Below are 15716 nucleotides of genomic sequence, written 5' to 3' on the forward strand. Positions count from 1 at the left end.
CGGAGGAGGGGCCCGCGCGGATGTCGCCGGAACGCGCGGCGGCCCTGAACTCGCTGCCGTCACGGCCCATTCGTGTTTCACGTGAAACATCGCCGCAGCGGGTGTGGCGGTGTCGCAGCCGCCGTGCCCGGCGACGGTGTCATTCGGCGATGAAGTCCTCAAGGTCGCGGAGAATCGCGGCCTTCGGCTTCGCGCCGACAATGGTCTTCGCGACCTCGCCGCCCACGTAGACGTTCAGGGTCGGGATGGACATGACGCCGTACCGGGTGGCCGTGCCCGGGTTCTCGTCGATGTTCAGCTTGACGATCTCGATCTTGTCGCCGTGCTCCTTGGCGATGGCCTCCAGGGACGGCGCGATCTGGCGGCACGGACCGCACCACGCGGCCCAGAAGTCCACCAGAACAGGCTTGTCGCTCTTGAGGACGTCCTGATCGAAGGAGTCGTCGGTTACATGCTTCAGATCGGCCACAGCGGGCTCCTTACGTGGGTTGCGGGGAGGACAGAAGGTCGGATCAGACGGCGGCGGCCTGCTCGGGCTCGGCCTGCGCCTCGTCGGCGAGCGCGGCGAGGTGACGCTCGGCGTCGAGGGCGGCGGAACATCCGGTGCCGGCGGCCGTGATCGCCTGACGGTAGGTGTGGTCGACGACGTCGCCCGCGCCGAAGACGCCCGTCAGGTTCGTCCGGGTGGAGGGAGCCTCGACCTTTAGGTAGCCCTCCCCGTCGAGATCGAGCTGTCCCTTGAACAGCTCGGTCCGCGGGTCGTGGCCGATCGCGATGAACAGGCCCGTGGCCGGCAGGTCCGAGAGTTCACCGGTCTTGACGTTGCGCAGCTTCAGTCCGGTGAGCTTCTGGTCGCCCTGGATCTCCGCGACCTCGCTGTCCCAGACGAACTTGATCTTCGGGTCGGCGAAGGCGCGGTCCTGCATCGCCTTGGAGGCGCGCAGGCTGCTGCGGCGGTGGACGATCGTGACCGACTTGGCGAACCGGGAGAGGAAGGTCGCCTCCTCCATCGCGGTGTCACCGCCGCCGATCACAGCGATGTCGTGGTCCTTGAAGAAGAACCCGTCACAGGTGGCGCACCAGGAGACGCCGCGGCCGGAGAGCGTGTCCTCGTTGGGCAGGCCCAGCTTGCGGTGCTGAGAGCCGGTGGCGACGATGACGGCCTTCGCCCGGTGCACCGTACCCGCGGTGTCCGTGACGGTCTTGATCTCACCGGAGAGGTCCACGGAGACGATGTCGTCGGGGATCAACTCGGCGCCGAAGCGCTCGGCCTGGGCGCGCATGTTGTCCATCAGCTCCGGCCCCATGACGCCGTCCTGGAAGCCGGGGAAGTTCTCCACCTCCGTGGTGGTCATCAGCGCACCGCCGGCGGTGACCGCGCCCTCGAACACCAGGGGCTTCAGCGACGCGCGTGCGGTGTACAGGGCCGCCGTGTAGCCGGCGGGCCCAGAGCCGATGATGATCACGTTTCGGACGTCGCTCACGGCTGGGTTCCTCGTCTCTGGACTCATCAGTTTCCAGTGGGCGTCCCTCTCAGGACTCTCATCCCACCCAACGGATCCTAAGGGTCGAGCATTCCCGCTGTGGCCGGGCACACGGCGGGTGCCGCCCGCCGAAGCTCAGGGGTGCGCGTACGAGGTCTGGAACAAGATCTTCGCGATGTCGGAGGACGCCCGCTTCACACAGGTGGAGTCCATGATGTACGCGGTGACCCGGCTGATGTCATTGGCGTCGGGCAGCACGACGAGCATCGCGTCGGTGCCCTTGTAGACGCCCTCGTCGACGGCGAGCGCCGCGTCCTGTCGGCCGATGCCCTTGCGGACACAGTCGGGTACCGACGGTGTCTGGAACACCCTGGGCGAGACCACGTCGTCGCCCCCCTCCACGCCCATGCTGCCCAGCGGACTGCGGGAGCCGCCGCTCGTCGCCTCCTGGTCGATCGGCTCGGTGGAGAGCAGATCGGTCACCTGGCGTTCGAGGGACTCGGTGGAGAATGTGTCCGACGCGGTGGTGGTCTGGTCGTCCCCCGCCGGGGGGCCGGAGGCTCCGCCGCCCATGAGCGAGGACAGCAGTACAGAGCCGAGCCCCACGGCCGCCGCCGCGAAGGCGGCGCCGATCACGGTCACCCGGCGGCGCTTCGAGCGATCCGATCGATCCGGCTTCTTACGGCCGGGTCCGGTGGTGGAGGGGCGGGCATGGCCCGTGGGGCGGTCTGCGGCGACCGATGTTTCACGTGAAACATGCGCGTCGCTGTCGCTGTCCGGAGATGGACGCGCGTAGTCCTGTGTTTCACGTGAAACAGTCGCGCTCGCCGTCGGGCTCCGTGGTGTTTCCCGTGAAACCTGTGTGCTGTCGGTGGCCGAGTCGATCGGCTGGGGAGCTTCCGACGCTCGTAGGACCTCGGCTCCTCGTAGGACCTCAGCTGTTCGTTGAGCTTCCGAGGCTCGTAGGGCCTCGGCCGCGAGTGCCACGTCGATCCGCTCGGCGATGTCGGTGGGCATGGCCACGGGCTCCGGCTCCGCGCCGAGCAGGTCGTGGACCTCCGCCAGCGAGGCAGAGACGTCCGCGCACAGCTCGCAGGTGTCCAGATGTCGCTGGATGTCCGCGGTCCGTGACGGGGTCAGCAGCCCCTCGGTGAGGTCGGCGATCTCGGTGACGTCCGGGTGCTCCGTCATGTCTGTCGTGGATGTCACGCCCGCCCACCTCCGCCCTTCACAGCAGCTGGATCAATCGGTCCGATCTGACGGGACCCGGCATCGGGTGGTCCCGCTGCCGGTGGGACGGATGTCCCCTGCGTCCGGTTCCGTTCCCCGCTCGTCTCGCCACTCGCGCCGTCCGGGCGTAGATGAGTGAGGAGTGGAAGGAGTCTGGCTCTGCCCCGGGCGCAGCGGCTCTTCACCGTCCCGGTCGGCACATCGAGGATCCGGGCGGCCTCGGCGACGGGGTAGCCCTGCATGTCCACCAGGACGAGGGCGGCCCGCTGATCGGGCGGCAGGGTGCCCAGCGCCTCGATCAGCTGGCGGTGCAGATCCTTGCGCTCGGCCGGGGCCGACGCCGACTCGTGTGGCTCCAGGAGCTGCTCCAGCCGCTCGGCGTCGTCGACCGGCGAGGTCCGGCGGGAGGCGGCCTTGCGGGCCCGGTCCAGACAGGCGTTCACCGTGATCCGGTGCAGCCAGGTCGTGACGGCCGATTTCCCCTGGAAGGTGTGGGCGGCCCGGTAGGCGGAGACCAGCGCGTCCTGCACGGCGTCGGCGGCCTCCTCACGGTCCCCGAGGGTGCGCAGGGCGACGGCCCAGAGCCGGTCCCGGTGGCGTCGGACGAGCTCACCGAAGGCGTGCGGATCGCCTCCCACATGACGGGCGAGGAGGTCACTGTCGTTCACGTCGCCGTAGGTGACGTCGTCCGCCATCTGACCTCCCCCTCCGTGCTGTCGTCAGCCGGTGAACTTCAGATCCGTGATGGCCTGCTTGTAGCCGGAGCCGCTGAAGTCGTCGCCCGACGCGTACGGCAGCGCCGTGAACCACACCAGGACGTACCGGCTCGCCACCGGCTTGTCGATCTGTACGTGCGCCGAGGTGTCGCTGGTGGTCACCGTACCCAGTTCGGTCATCGAGGAGATCGGTACCGAGGAACTCATGGAATCCGTCGCGTACAGCGTGACCGTGGTGTGGTCGCCGCCGAACAGCAGGCCGATGTCCGCCGCCTTGACCTTCTGGTCGGTACCGAGGTCGTAGACGATGCCGACGCCCGGCTTGAAGATCGGGTTCATCTCCGGGCCGTCGAGGAAGCTCTTCGTGCGCCAGATGGTCGCCGGGTCCCCGTCATAGGTGTGCGGCACCTCGTCCGTCGCCTGCGCCTCGCCCTTGGCCACGTACTCCTGGGCGCCGGCGATCTCTATCGGCGGCGGGGGCTTCGGTGTCTCCCCGTTGGTCTTGTCCTCGCCGTCCGTCGTCTGGGTCTGGTTGGTGTCGTCGGACTTGCCGCCCTGGTCCAGGAGGGCGTCCGCGAGCTGCCAGCTGCCCAGGCCCAGCGCGGCGAGCAGCAGCGCCGAGACGGCCCACTTCAGGGCCTTGCCGGTGCGGCTCTGGAGCGGGGGCGGCGGCTGGTGCACCGGCTGGGTCTCGTTGGGGTGCGGCGCCGGCCGGCCGTAGGAGCCCTGCTGGTAGGTCGTGCGCTGGTACTCGGGCGGGGCGGTGAAGGCCGGCTCCGGTGGGCGGATGCGGGGCATCTCGCTGATCGCCTTGACCAGTTCCTCCGGTGTCGTGCACGGCGCCTCGTGGCGGGAGGCGGTGGCGCCGTCGTTGGCGAGGGCGCGCATCGCCAGCTCCGACAGCCCGCGGTGGATCCCGGCGCGCACCTGGTCGGGGGCGATCAGGCCGACGCCCTTCGGCAGGCCCGACAGCCCGTAGGCGTTGCTCTCGTAGGGCCAGCGCTGGGTGAGCGAGGCGTACAGCAGGGCGCCGATCGCCTCGGTGTCGGCGCGCTGCGGGGTGTCGGAACCGATGCCGCGCAGCGCGGCGTTGACCGCGAGCCCGCGGATGCGCCACTGGCCGGTGGAGGTGCGCAGCACGGCGTTGGGGCTGAGCCGCAGATGCGCGAGGCCCTCACGGTGCGCGGCGGCCATGGCGGCGGAGACCTGACTGGCCATCTGGTAGGCGTCGTGCGGCTCCAGCGGGCCGGCGGCGAGCAGCGCGGTCAGTTCGGTCGCGTCGGGCAGCCACTCGTGCACGACGTAGACGAGGTCGTTCTCCTCGACGGCGTCGAGGACTTGGACGAAACGGGGGTCGCCCAGCAGCGCGGAGGAACGGGCCGCGGCGAGGACGGAACGGGCCCGCGAGTGGTCCGCGGGCAGGAGGTGGACGCCGACGGCCCGGCGGAGTTTCTCGTCCACCGCCCGCCAACTGCTGAATCCGTCCAGTCGGGTGACGCACTCCTCCAGGCGGTAGCGCCTGGCGAGTTTGTGGCCGCTGTGCAGTTCGGACGGTGCCGCCGTCCCGGGACGCACGCTCCCGCCACTCCCCTGTGCCTCGTCGTGCTCCGTGTCCCGCTCCCGGTTCTGGTCCCCGTTCTGGTCCAACCCGTCGCCCGTGGACCGGTCCGTCTGGTCCGCCTGGTTGGCCTGGTCCGCCTTGGTGGCCGGCGGCTCGTCGCCGCCGTCGTCTGCCACGTCGACGGCAGCCCTGCTCCGTTCCGCCACCGTCGTCCCTGCCTCCCCATCCGTTGCGCCCCGTACGACGCCGAAACCAATTGTGCCCACAGTCCGCTGCTATGCACGACACACAGTGGCGGACGATGGTTGTGCGCGTACCCCTCTCAGCGCCCCAGACGCCCGCGGACCATGCCCACCATCGAGTTGAGTTCCTCGATGCGCATCCGGCGGGAGGCGATGTAGAAGATGCCGAGCAGGACGGCGCCGCCGCCGATCAGTGCGCCGAAGGAGCCGAGGACGCCCTGGCCGAGGGTGTGGGTGATGCCGTAGCAGGCCGCGCCGCCGAGCAGCGCGGCCGGGACCGCGGCGATGCTCAGCCGGGCGTAGGTGCGCAGCACGCGGGCGCCGTCGAGGTCGCCGCCGAGCCGCTTGCGCAGCCGGCTCCAGGCGACGCCGACACCGATGACGTAGGCGAGTCCGTACGAGGCGGCCATGCCGATCACCGCCCAGCGGGCGGGCAGCAGCAGGAAGCACGCCGCGGACGCCCCGGCGTTGACGGCGGCCACGATCACGGTGTTGTAGAAGGGGGTGCGGGTGTCTTCGTACGCGTAGAAGGCGCGGAGGACGACGTACTGCACGGAGTACGGGATGAGGCCGATGCCGAACGCCATCAGCATGTAGCCCATGTTGGTGGCGGCGCCGGTGCCGGAGGAGCCGAAGATCAGGGTGCACATCGGGATGCCGAGCGCGACGAAGCCGAAGGCGATCGGGACGATGGCGACGGCGGTGGTGCGCAGGCCCTGGGAGATGTCGTCGCGGACGGCTCCGGCATCGTCCTCGTGGGCCGAGCGGGAGATCCGCGGGAGCAGGGCGGCCATCAGGGAGACGGTGATGATGGCCTGCGGGAGGCCCCAGATCAGCTGGGCGTTGGCGTACGCGCTGTAGCCGGTGCCCGCGATGTTGGTGTCGGAGACGGCGGCGGTGGCCAGCTGGGTGACGACGAGGGCGCCGGCCTGGTTGGCGAGGACGAACAGGATCGTCCACTTGGCGAGCATCGCGGCCTTGCCGAGGCCGTGGCCCTTCCAGTCGAAGCGCAGCCGCATCCGGAAGCCGGTCTCGCGCAGATACGGGATCATCGCGAGCGCCTGGACCACCAGGCCGAGCAGCACGCCGGCGCCGAGAAGACGCTCGCCCTCCGGCGGGATGTTGTCGACCGTCATCCCGGAGTCGGCGGCGCTGCCGTAGACCCACAGGAACATGCCGAGTGTCGCGATGATGACGATGTTGTTCAGGACCGGCGTCCACATCATCGCGCCGAACCGGCCGCGGGCGTTGAGGATCTGGCCCATCACCACATGGATGCCCATGAAGAAGATCGTGGGCAGGAAGTAGCGGGCGAAGGTGATGGCCGCGTCGTTGGCCGCCGGGTTGGTGGCGACCGGGTTCGACAGGGCGCGCACCAGATACGGCGCCCCGAGCACGGCGAGCACGGTCAGCAGTCCGAGGGCGACCATGACGAGGGTCAGCAGCCGGTTGGCGTACGCCTCGCCGCCGTCCTCGTCGTCCTTCATCGCGCGCACGAGCTGCGGGACGAAGACCGAGTTGAGGCCGCCGCCGACCGTCAGGATGTAGATCATCGTCGGCAGCTGGTAGGCGACCTGGAAGGTGTCGCCGAGCAGGCCGACGCCCAGCGCGGAGACGATCAGCGCCGAGCGGACGAAGCCGGTCAGCCGCGACACCATCGTGCCCGCGGCCATCACCGCGCTGGACTTGAGCAGCCCGCCGCCCCGGCCCTTCTTCGCGGCGGTGGAGGAACCGGCGGCGGGGGGCGGGGCGGGTGCCTCCGGCGGCTCGGGCGCCAGGGGCTCGGGCCCCGGGGACCCGGACTGCTGGTAGGGCGCCTGCGCGACGCCGTACTCGCCGTACTGCCCCTGCGGAGCGGCCTGCTGGACGCCGTACTGCGGGGCCTGCTGGTACTGGGGGGCCGCGTACTGGGCCTGCTGGTGGCCGCCGGCCTCCTGATACGGGCTCTGCGCGTACTGCGCGGGCGCGTAGGACCCGTTGTGATAGCCGTCGGCCTGCATGCCCTGCTGCATGGCCTGTTGTGGGGGCGCGGCCGGGTGGTGGTCGGCCGGCGGGCGCACCCCCTGGTGCTGCTGGTCCCGGAAGAGATGGGCGAAGGCGTCGGGCTCGTGGCGCTGGTCGCCCGCCTGGGTGACCAGGTCGTCGACGCCCACGTACTGGGTGGTGCGCGGGTCGTCGCCGTGCGGCAGGTACTGGGTGGGGCCCTCCGGTTCCGGGGCGGGCGTCTGCGCCCACACGCGCGGATCGGGGGCGTACGGCGACTGCTGCGGCTGCCCGTACATCGGCTGCGGCGGGTAGGTGCCGGGGGGCGGCGGCGGATGCGCGGCCCGGTCGTAGAGCGCCTCGGCGACCGGGTCCTGCGCGGTGAGATCCTGCGCGCGGTACGGGTCCTGGTCGTAGGCGTCCTGGAGGTACATGTCCGCCGAGTGCTGCGGCGGCACCTGGCCGGGCTCGGGCGGCGGGCCCTCGGGGTGGCCCGAGCTGCCCGCGGCCTGGCCGCGGTCACCGTCGTACGGCGCGTTCATGGTTACCCCACCTCATCGTCCCGGGCCGACCGGCCACGACATCCTCAACGGTCCACTCTCTCACCCGTCCGGGACGGGTCGGCGCTTTCCGCTGCGGTGTCCGGCGTCAGGTCACTCGGCTGCTGAGGGTCGTGTGCCCCCGGCCGGGTTCCCGACTCCTCCGTGCGAGGGTCCTGGGACTGGGGACGGTGGTCGGGGGCGGCGGGGTTCTCCGCGTCCTCGGGGTGCTTCGTGCTTCCGGAGCGCTCCATGCCTTCGGGGTGCTTCGGGGGCTCGGAACTCTTCGGGGGATCGGGTTGGCCGGTGGTCTCGGTGGTCGTGCCTTCGGCGCTCTGGGACTCCTCGGCGCCCGCTGGGCTCTCGGCGGATTCCCGGGGGTCCGCGGCGGGGTCTGCGTCGGGGGCGTCTGCGTCGGCGGCGTTCTCAGCGGTGTCGTCAGCGGTATCGCCCTCGGCTCCGGTACCGGTGTCGTCGGTGTCGTCCCCGTTGTCCGGCCCGGCCTCCGCCGCCTCCCGCGCGGCGCGCTTGCGCTGGGTGTACATCCGGAACCCGGCGAGGACCAGGAGCAGGACGCCGCCACCGATGACCAGCATCACCGTGGCGGTGATCTCGGTGACCTTCACGTCGAACGTGACCGGCTGGCCGTAGGCCTGGCCGTCCTCGGTGAACAGCTGGGCGATCACGGTCACCCGGCCGTTGGCATTGGCGGACGTGTCGAACTTCACCGACTGGCTGTGCCCGCCGGAGACCGTCACCGGCTGCTCCGCGTAGGCGTTGCCGCCGATCTCCAGGCGGGTCGGGCTGGTGGAGGTGAGCCGCAGCACCAGGTGGTCGACGCCCTGGACCAGGTTGTTCTGCACCGACACGGGGATCGTGGCGCTGCGGCCGGAGAGCTTGGTCTCCGACTTCTGGATCAGACTGACCTGGCCGGCCAGATCGTCGAGATAGTTCTCCACGCCGTTGCGGAAGCTCGCGGCCTCGGTGGCCAGGCCCCGCCAGGAGGTGGACATCTCCCGGTTCATGGCCCGCCCGAACGGCGTCACCACACGGGACTCGTCGGTGAGGATCACCTTGAAGTTGTCCAGCTTGTCCTGCGTGGTGGCGATCTCGTCGAAGGCCGTGGCGGGCAGCTCCTGTTTGCGCAGCGACGAGGGGTACGCGGAGGCGGACGGCACCTTGGTGGTGGCGCCCGGGTCCGGCTTGGCCTCGGCCGTGGCGGTGAGGTTCTGCGCCTCGGACCAGCCGCCGGCCTGGAGCGTGGTCAGCGCCGTCGCCATCGCGCGGGCCTGGCTCGCGGTCGGCATCCGCTGCGGGGCGACGACGATGCTGCGCTGCTGGTCCGACTGGAGGTTCAGCATCAGGCTCTGTGACAGGAACGTCTGCACGGCGAGCGAGTCCGCGGACGCCGTCGTCAGATCGCCCTCGAAGGCGGTGGACATCCGCGAGTCCGCCACCACGGCCGTGGTGCCACCGCCGATGGGCCGGGCCGCCGAGGGCGTGTACGGCAGCCCGCCGGTCTCCTCCAGGCTGTCGCTGCGGGCGATCACCTTGTCCGCGCCGGCGGACGTGGCGACCTTCACGATCGACGGGTCGACGGCGCCGTCCACGGGCCAGGCGAAGTCGGTGGTCGGCTGCACGTGCAGGATCGGCTCCACCGTGTTGGCGATGACGTCCGTCGCCTCCTTGAGACGGCTGAGCGAGCCGGTGACATCCGTGCCGTTGTGCGCGAGCGAGGCCAGGTCCGGGTCGCCGAACGGCAGCGCGACGACCTCCTTGCCCGCCACCGCGCCCTGGAGGTCCGCCAGCCACTCCTTGGCGACCGCCTGGTGGGTGCCGGGCGTGGTGGTGTCACCGGGGCCCTGCACCTCGTAGCTGCGCGTCATGGCGTCCACCGACGCCAGCAGGTCCGGGTCGATCACCCAGGTGACGTCGAGTTCCTTGCCCAGCGCCACCAACTGCTCCAGGCGGCCACCGGGGGCGATCTCCTTGGCGAGGTCGTCGTTGAGGAAGACCGGCGTCTGCTGCTCGTTGGAGTCGGTCTCCGCCGACATGTGGACGGTGGACACCAGCGGCCACAGGAAGGTCGTCTTCGTGCGGACGTCCGTCCCGCCCGGCTGCCACGGCAGGAACGTCCGCTGGAAGCCCAGCACCTGCTCCCACTGCTGCGCGGCGGTCTCACCGGACAGCGCCACCCCGAGCTGGTAGACACCGCTGCCGCCGAGGTCCAGCTCGTCCACCGGTACGGAGATGCTGAAGCGCTGGGCGACGCCCGGGGCGAGCCGGGTGAAGTCCTGGGCGTACTCGTCGCCGACCGGGGAGCCGTCCGCGCCGGGGGTGTATCCCGTGCGCTCGGCGGCGTCGTCGATGTCCGAGCGGGTGGTCAGCTCGGGGCCGATCCGCAGATCGACGGTGGCGTCCGTGACGGCCTGCTTGCCGTTGTTGGTGAGCGTGCCGGAGACCGTGACGGTGTCGCCCTCCCCGGGGATGCCCGGGGAGACCGAGTCGAGGGAGACGCCGACCGTGCGCGAACCGGACGCGGCCTGCACCGAGGCCGGCTCCGCCGCCTGGGCTGACGGCGCGGCGGGCAGCTGGAACAGGCCCGCCAGCAGCGGGGCGCTCGCGAGCAGGACTCCTGTGCGCCGTAGCCACCGGCGGGCAGGCGGGCGGGCAGGTGAGGGACACGTCCCCTGGATGTCTGCCGCCTCGGCCACGCGCTCGCCCGTCCCTAGTCGTCGTCAGTGCTCGTCGGAATGTGCGTCCACGCATGGTAACGATGCGCGCTGAGGGGAAGTGCCGCGGACTGCTCCACAAGATCGGGGAGGGACGGGGCGGCCGGCTCGGGGGACCTGCTGGGTTCGCTCGGAGGCCCTGCGGGTCTGCCTCTATGTGCCTGTATATAGGGGGAGGGGGCTAATAAGAGGGAGATCAAGGGCGGGAAATCGGAGGGGGCGGGGCGGGTCGGCTCCGGCCGCCGTTAATCGAGGCGCCCGCAGGCGTCCGGGCCACGTACCCTTTTCTGTTGTGCCGAACGCCAACGAAGACAACCTCACCGCCCCGGGCCAGGTGGCCGACCGCGAGCCCGGCGACCGGCTGCGGATCACCCCTGTCGCCGACGATCTCGCGCGCCGCTTCCAGGCGGCCGGGTTCGCCCTCGCCCTCGTCGGCGGCTCGGTCAGGGACGCGCTGCTCGGCCGGCTCGGCAACGACCTGGACTTCACGACCGACGCCCGGCCCGAGGACGTCCTGAAGATCGTGCGGCCCTGGGCCGACGCCATCTGGGAGGTCGGCATCGCCTTCGGCACGGTCGGCGCCCAGAAGGACGGCTACCAGATCGAGGTCACCACCTACCGCTCGGAGTCCTACGACCGGACCTCACGCAAGCCCGAGGTGTCCTATGGGGACTCCATCGAGGAGGACCTGGTCCGCCGGGACTTCACCGTGAACGCGATGGCGGTGGCGCTCCCGGAGAAGACGTTCATCGACCCGCACGGCGGCCTCGACGACCTCGCGGCGCGGGTTCTGCGTACGCCGGGCACGCCGGAGGCGTCCTTCTCCGACGACCCGCTGCGCATGATGCGGGCCGCCCGTTTCGCCGCGCAGCTCGACTTCGAGGTGGCCCCCGAGGTCGTCACGGCGATGGAGGAGATGGGCGCCCGGCTGGAGATCGTGTCCGCCGAGCGGGTCCGGGAAGAGCTGAACAAACTGCTGCTGTCCACCCACCCGCGCAAGGGCCTGACACTCCTCGTCGACACCGGCCTCGCGGACCACGTCCTGCCGGAGCTGCCCGCGCTGCGCCTGGAGAGCGACGAGCACCACCGGCACAAGGACGTCTACGACCACTCCCTGATCGTCCTGGAGCAGGCGATCGCGCTGGAGCAGGACGGCCCCGATCTCGCCCTGCGCCTGGCGGCACTGCTGCATGACATCGGCAAGCCGCGGACCCGGCGCTTCGAGACGGACGGCCGGGTCTCCTTCCATCACCACGAGGTCGTCGGCGCCAAGATGACCAAGAAGCGGATGCTGGCGCTGAAGTACTCCAACGAACTGGTGAAGGAGGTCTCCCGCCTGGTCGAGCTGCACCTCCGTTTCCACGGCTACGGCACGGGTGAGTGGACCGACTCCGCGGTCCGCCGCTATGTCCGTGACGCCGGCCCGCTCCTGGAGCGTCTCCACAAGCTGACCCGCTCGGACTGCACGACGCGGAACAAACGCAAGGCCATCGCGCTCTCCCGGGCCTACGACGGGCTGGAGGAGCGCATCGCCCAGCTGAAGGAGCAGGAGGAGCTGGACGCGATCCGCCCCGACCTCGACGGCAACGAGATCATGCAGATCCTGGGCATCAAGCCCGGTCCTGCCGTCGGCACCGCGTACCAGCACCTGCTGGAGCTGCGGCTGGAGAACGGGCCGATGGAGCACGCCGACGCGGTGGCCGCGCTCAAGGAGTGGTGGGCGGAGCAGCCGGAGGCATGAGCCGGTGGCCGCCGGGGAACTGGCCGGCCCGGGAGCATGACAGCGGGGCCATGTTTCACGTGAAACATGACCCCGCTTGTCTCAGCGAACCTCTCGATGTTTCACGTGAAACATCGACCCTGCTGGATCAGACACCCTGGATCAGACGTCCTTGAGGCACAGCAGGAATTCAGCGCCGTCGCCCGTCTGGGCGTAGAAGCTCGTGGCCTCCTCGACCGTGCGGCACTCCGTCTCCGCGGTGAGGGACGTGAAGTTGCCGTCGACCTTCTTGAGGACCTCGACCTCGGCGTCGGTGGAGGTGCACTCCACGATCTCCATCTCGTCCGAGGACGATGACGAGGACTTCAGACAGTCGCCCACGGCGGCCTGGTCGGCGTCGTCCCGGCTGGCTATGAACGCGCCGATGGCCACGCTGACGACCACGACGGCGATGACGATGTTCTTGATGGTCTTGAAGCCGAGCTTCCGGCGCGGCGGCTCCGGCGGCACCGCGCCATAGGGGTTGCCCTGCTGCGGGATGCCCGGCTGCTGGGGGAGATCGCCCTGCGGAGGGGTCTGGCCCTGGGCGAACGGGTTCTGGCCCTGAGGCTGGTTCTGGGCGAACGGGTTGCCCTGGGGAGGCGGCGTAGTCACTTGGGGATCCCCCTGAATGGAACGAGTGGGTGAGCAGCGCGAATTGACCGCGCTTAAGACCCACGTAAGTTATCTGCCCCCACTGACAACACGGCTCCCTGGGCGGTGTCTGTGGCCTTCATGTGACACTTACCGGCGTCCAAAGCGGGCCATAGCCACCGCAACCACGGCATAGATCGCGGCGACGGTGAACACGAGCGGTGCCGAGCGGCCGTCCGGCGGCAGCATCAGGGCGGCGACTCCGGCGGCACCGACGAAGGCCACGTTGAACAGAACGTCGTAGACGGAGAAGGTCCGGCCGCGGAAGCCGTCGTCGACCGTGGACTGCACGATGGTGTCCGTGGCGATCTTCGCGCCCTGGGTCGTCAGCCCCAGTACGAACGCGGCGGCCAGCAGGGGCGCGGTCGCGAACGGCAGCCCCAACGCGGGTTCCAGTACCGCCGCGGCCGTCGAACAGACCACGATCCAGCCGATGGGCCCGAAGCGGCCCACCGCCCAGGGCGTCAGCACGGCCGCCACGAAGAAACCGGCCCCCGAGACACCCACCGCCAACCCCAGCAGGGCGAGCCCGTCCTCGGTGGTCGAGGTCAGGGCGTACCGGCAGAGCATCAGGACGGTGACGGTGAGGGCGCCGTAGCAGAACCGCATCAGCGTCATCGCGCCGAGCGCCCACACGGCCTCCCGGCGCTTCGGGGCGGCGAGATGGTGTACCACCGCCATCAGATCCCGCGCGGTGCCCGCGAGCGCCATGCCGAGGCGGGGCTGCACCAGCGCCGGGTCGGGGCCCAGCCGGTCGCGCGGGATGCGCAGCGAGGCGAGCGCCCCGCACAGATACAGCCCGGCCCCGACGAGGACCACGGCGGCGTCGGAGTCCGCGAACAGCAGCCGTACGACGAAGGCGGCGCCGCCGCCCGCGGTCGCGGCGAGCGTCCCGGCGGTCGGGGACAGGGAGTTGGCGATGACCAGGCGGTCGGCGTCGACCACGCGGGGCAGTGCGGCGGACAGTCCCGCCAGGACGAAGCGGTTGACGGCGGTGACGCACAGCGCGGAGGCGTAGAACAGCCAGTCGGGCACGGAGCTGACCATCAGCAGGGCGGTGCCGGTGGCCAGCAGGGCGCGCAGCAGATTGCCGTACACAAAGACCTGGCGGCGCCGCCAGCGGTCGAGCAGGACGCCGGCGAAGGGGCCGACGAGGGAGTACGGGAGGAGCAGCACCGCCATCGCGGAGGCGATCTCGGCCGGTGAGGCCTGGCGCTCGGGGGAGAAGACGACGTACGTGGCGAGGCCGACCTGGTACGCGCCGTCCGCACCCTGGGAGAGCAGCCGTACGGCGAGCAGGCGCCGGAAGTCCCGAAAGCGCAGGAGAACGCGCAGATCACGTACGACGGCCATGGGGCACAGCCTCACATACGGGGAGGGTCCCGGGGCGCAATGCCCCGGGGACCCTCGACGGACCGCCGGACCCACCGGGCGAGGGAGCCGTCCTGCCCGCTCCCCGGCCCGCCGGGGCCTGTCCTAGCGCGGCCGGATCAGCGCTCGACCTCGCCGCTGATGAACTTCTCCACGTTCTCGCGGGCCTCGTCGTCGAAGTACTGGACGGGCGGGCTCTTCATGAAGTAGCTCGACGCGGAGAGGATCGGGCCGCCGATGCCGCGGTCCTTGGCGATCTTCGCCGCGCGCACGGCGTCGATGATGACACCGGCCGAGTTCGGGGAGTCCCAGACCTCCAGCTTGTACTCAAGGTTCAGCGGGACGTCGCCGAAGGCGCGGCCTTCCAGACGGACGTAGGCCCACTTGCGGTCGTCCAGCCACGCCACGTAGTCGGACGGGCCGATGTGGACGTTCTTCGCGCCCAGCTCCCGGTCGGGGATCTGGGAGGTGACGGCCTGCGTCTTGGAGATCTTCTTGGACTCCAGGCGCTCACGCTCCAGCATGTTCTTGAAGTCCATGTTGCCGCCGACGTTCAGCTGCATCGTGCGGTCCAGGACCACACCGCGGTCCTCGAACAGCTTCGCCATGACGCGGTGCGTGATGGTGGCGCCGACCTGCGACTTGATGTCGTCGCCGACGATCGGGACGCCCGCCTCGGTGAACTTGTCCGCCCACTCCTTGGTGCCGGCGATGAAGACCGGGAGGGCGTTGACGAAGGCGACCTTGGCGTCGATGGCGCACTGGGCGTAGAACTTCGCCGCGGCGTCGGAGCCGACAGGCAGGTAGCAGACGAGGACGTCGACCTGCTTGTCCTTGAGGATCTGGACGACGTCGACCGGCTCCTCGGTGGACTCCTCGATGGTCTCGCGGTAGTACTTGCCGAGACCGTCGAGGGTGTGGCCGCGCTGCACGGTCACGCCCGAGGACGGCACGTCGCAGATCTTGATGGTGTTGTTCTCGGAGGCGCCGATGGCGTCCGCGAGGTCGAGACCGACCTTCTTCGCGTCGACATCGAACGCGGCGACGAACTCCACGTCACGGACGTGGTACTCGCCGAACTGTACGTGCATCAGGCCCGGCACCTTGGACGCCGGGTTGGCGTCCTTGTAGTACTCGACGCCCTGCACCAGCGACGCGGCGCAGTTGCCCACGCCGACGACGGCTACGCGAACCGAACCCATTCCGGTTGCTCCCTGTGTGTACTCGGTGAGGCCCTGACGGGCGTCACGTGGCGGTGTCGTCGGGCGAATCCGGCCGGGAGATGTCCCCGGTCCGGGGCAGGCCGCCCGGCGCTCCAGTGATGTCTTGTATGTCCTGGTGAGCGGAGCCCGTGGTGGGGGGGCGGCGGGGGTGGCGGGCGGCCCGCGCGCGCGCGGGTATCGGGGTGGGGCGCCGCCCATCGGGGGCCACGGGGTGGCGACCCG

11 protein-coding genes are annotated in these 15716 nt (G+C 70.4%); 1 reads left to right on the plus strand and 10 read right to left on the minus strand.

What is annotated here, in order from left to right:
- Positions 1-139: 139 nt before the first annotated feature.
- From trxA to ACFXAZ_RS12375, 7 genes are all read right to left on the minus strand, one after another.
- Positions 140-469 (minus strand): thioredoxin, encoded by a 330-nt coding sequence (gene trxA, locus ACFXAZ_RS12345; RefSeq protein WP_382682618.1) that lies wholly within the window; start codon positions 467-469, stop codon positions 140-142.
- Positions 470-512: 43 nt separating this feature from the next.
- Entirely contained in the window at positions 513-1484 is a 972-nt protein-coding gene (gene trxB, locus ACFXAZ_RS12350) for a thioredoxin-disulfide reductase (RefSeq protein WP_384588436.1), read from the minus strand.
- Positions 1485-1619: 135 nt separating this feature from the next.
- Positions 1620-2693: an anti-sigma factor family protein gene (locus ACFXAZ_RS12355; protein ID WP_384588439.1), complete on the minus strand. Its 1074-nt coding sequence runs from the start codon at positions 2691-2693 to the stop codon at positions 1620-1622.
- Positions 2690-3409 carry an RNA polymerase sigma factor SigM gene (sigM, locus tag ACFXAZ_RS12360; protein WP_384588442.1) on the minus strand — a complete coding sequence of 240 codons (720 nt, stop codon included), beginning with the start codon at positions 3407-3409 and terminating at the stop codon, positions 2690-2692. The genes ACFXAZ_RS12355 and sigM overlap by 4 nt, the downstream gene beginning before the upstream one ends.
- 24 nt (positions 3410-3433) lie before the next feature.
- Positions 3434-5197 (minus strand): serine/threonine protein kinase, encoded by a 1764-nt coding sequence (locus ACFXAZ_RS12365; RefSeq protein ID WP_384588446.1) that lies wholly within the window; start codon positions 5195-5197, stop codon positions 3434-3436.
- Positions 5198-5313: 116 nt separating this feature from the next.
- Positions 5314-7758, minus strand: a complete 2445-nt coding sequence (gene murJ / locus ACFXAZ_RS12370; RefSeq protein WP_384588448.1) for a murein biosynthesis integral membrane protein MurJ — start codon at positions 7756-7758, stop codon at positions 5314-5316.
- Positions 7759-7802: 44 nt separating this feature from the next.
- Positions 7803-10469, minus strand: coding sequence for a DUF6049 family protein (locus tag ACFXAZ_RS12375; protein WP_384588451.1), 2667 nt, complete (start codon positions 10467-10469; stop codon positions 7803-7805).
- A 310-nt stretch (positions 10470-10779) separates the two neighbouring features.
- Here ACFXAZ_RS12375 and ACFXAZ_RS12380 point away from each other — a divergent pair, with 310 nt between their 5' ends.
- Positions 10780-12228: a CCA tRNA nucleotidyltransferase gene (locus tag ACFXAZ_RS12380; RefSeq protein WP_384588454.1), complete on the plus strand. Its 1449-nt coding sequence runs from the start codon at positions 10780-10782 to the stop codon at positions 12226-12228.
- A gap of 141 nt (positions 12229-12369) precedes the next feature.
- On the opposite strand, the gene ACFXAZ_RS12385 is transcribed toward ACFXAZ_RS12380, so the two are convergent.
- The 3 genes from ACFXAZ_RS12385 to ACFXAZ_RS12395 all read right to left on the minus strand — a co-directional run bounded on the left by ACFXAZ_RS12385 (position 12370) and on the right by ACFXAZ_RS12395 (position 15473).
- Positions 12370-12861, minus strand: a complete 492-nt coding sequence (locus ACFXAZ_RS12385; protein ID WP_384588457.1) for a hypothetical protein — start codon at positions 12859-12861, stop codon at positions 12370-12372.
- Positions 12862-12990: 129 nt separating this feature from the next.
- Positions 12991-14253: an MFS transporter gene (locus tag ACFXAZ_RS12390; protein WP_384588460.1), complete on the minus strand. Its 1263-nt coding sequence runs from the start codon at positions 14251-14253 to the stop codon at positions 12991-12993.
- Positions 14254-14390: 137 nt separating this feature from the next.
- Positions 14391-15473 (minus strand): inositol-3-phosphate synthase, encoded by a 1083-nt coding sequence (locus tag ACFXAZ_RS12395; protein ID WP_384588463.1) that lies wholly within the window; start codon positions 15471-15473, stop codon positions 14391-14393.
- Positions 15474-15716: the final 243 nt, after the last annotated feature.

The sequence above is a fragment of the Streptomyces sp. NPDC059477 genome (assembly GCF_042749375.1).
In the GTDB taxonomy this organism is placed as follows: Bacteria; Actinomycetota; Actinomycetes; order Streptomycetales; family Streptomycetaceae; genus Streptomyces.

Bases quoted from the DNA above. Each gene is read 5' to 3' on its own strand.
- sigM (WP_384588442.1), bottom strand. From the start codon at position 3,409: ATGGCGGACGACGTCACCTACGGCGACGTGAACGACAGTGACCTCCTC.
- murJ (WP_384588448.1), bottom strand. From the start codon at position 7,758: ATGAACGCGCCGTACGACGGTGACCGCGGCCAGGCCGCGGGCAGCTCG.
- ACFXAZ_RS12390 (WP_384588460.1), bottom strand. From the start codon at position 14,253: ATGGCCGTCGTACGTGATCTGCGCGTTCTCCTGCGCTTTCGGGACTTC.
- ACFXAZ_RS12395 (WP_384588463.1), bottom strand. From the start codon at position 15,473: ATGGGTTCGGTTCGCGTAGCCGTCGTCGGCGTGGGCAACTGCGCCGCG.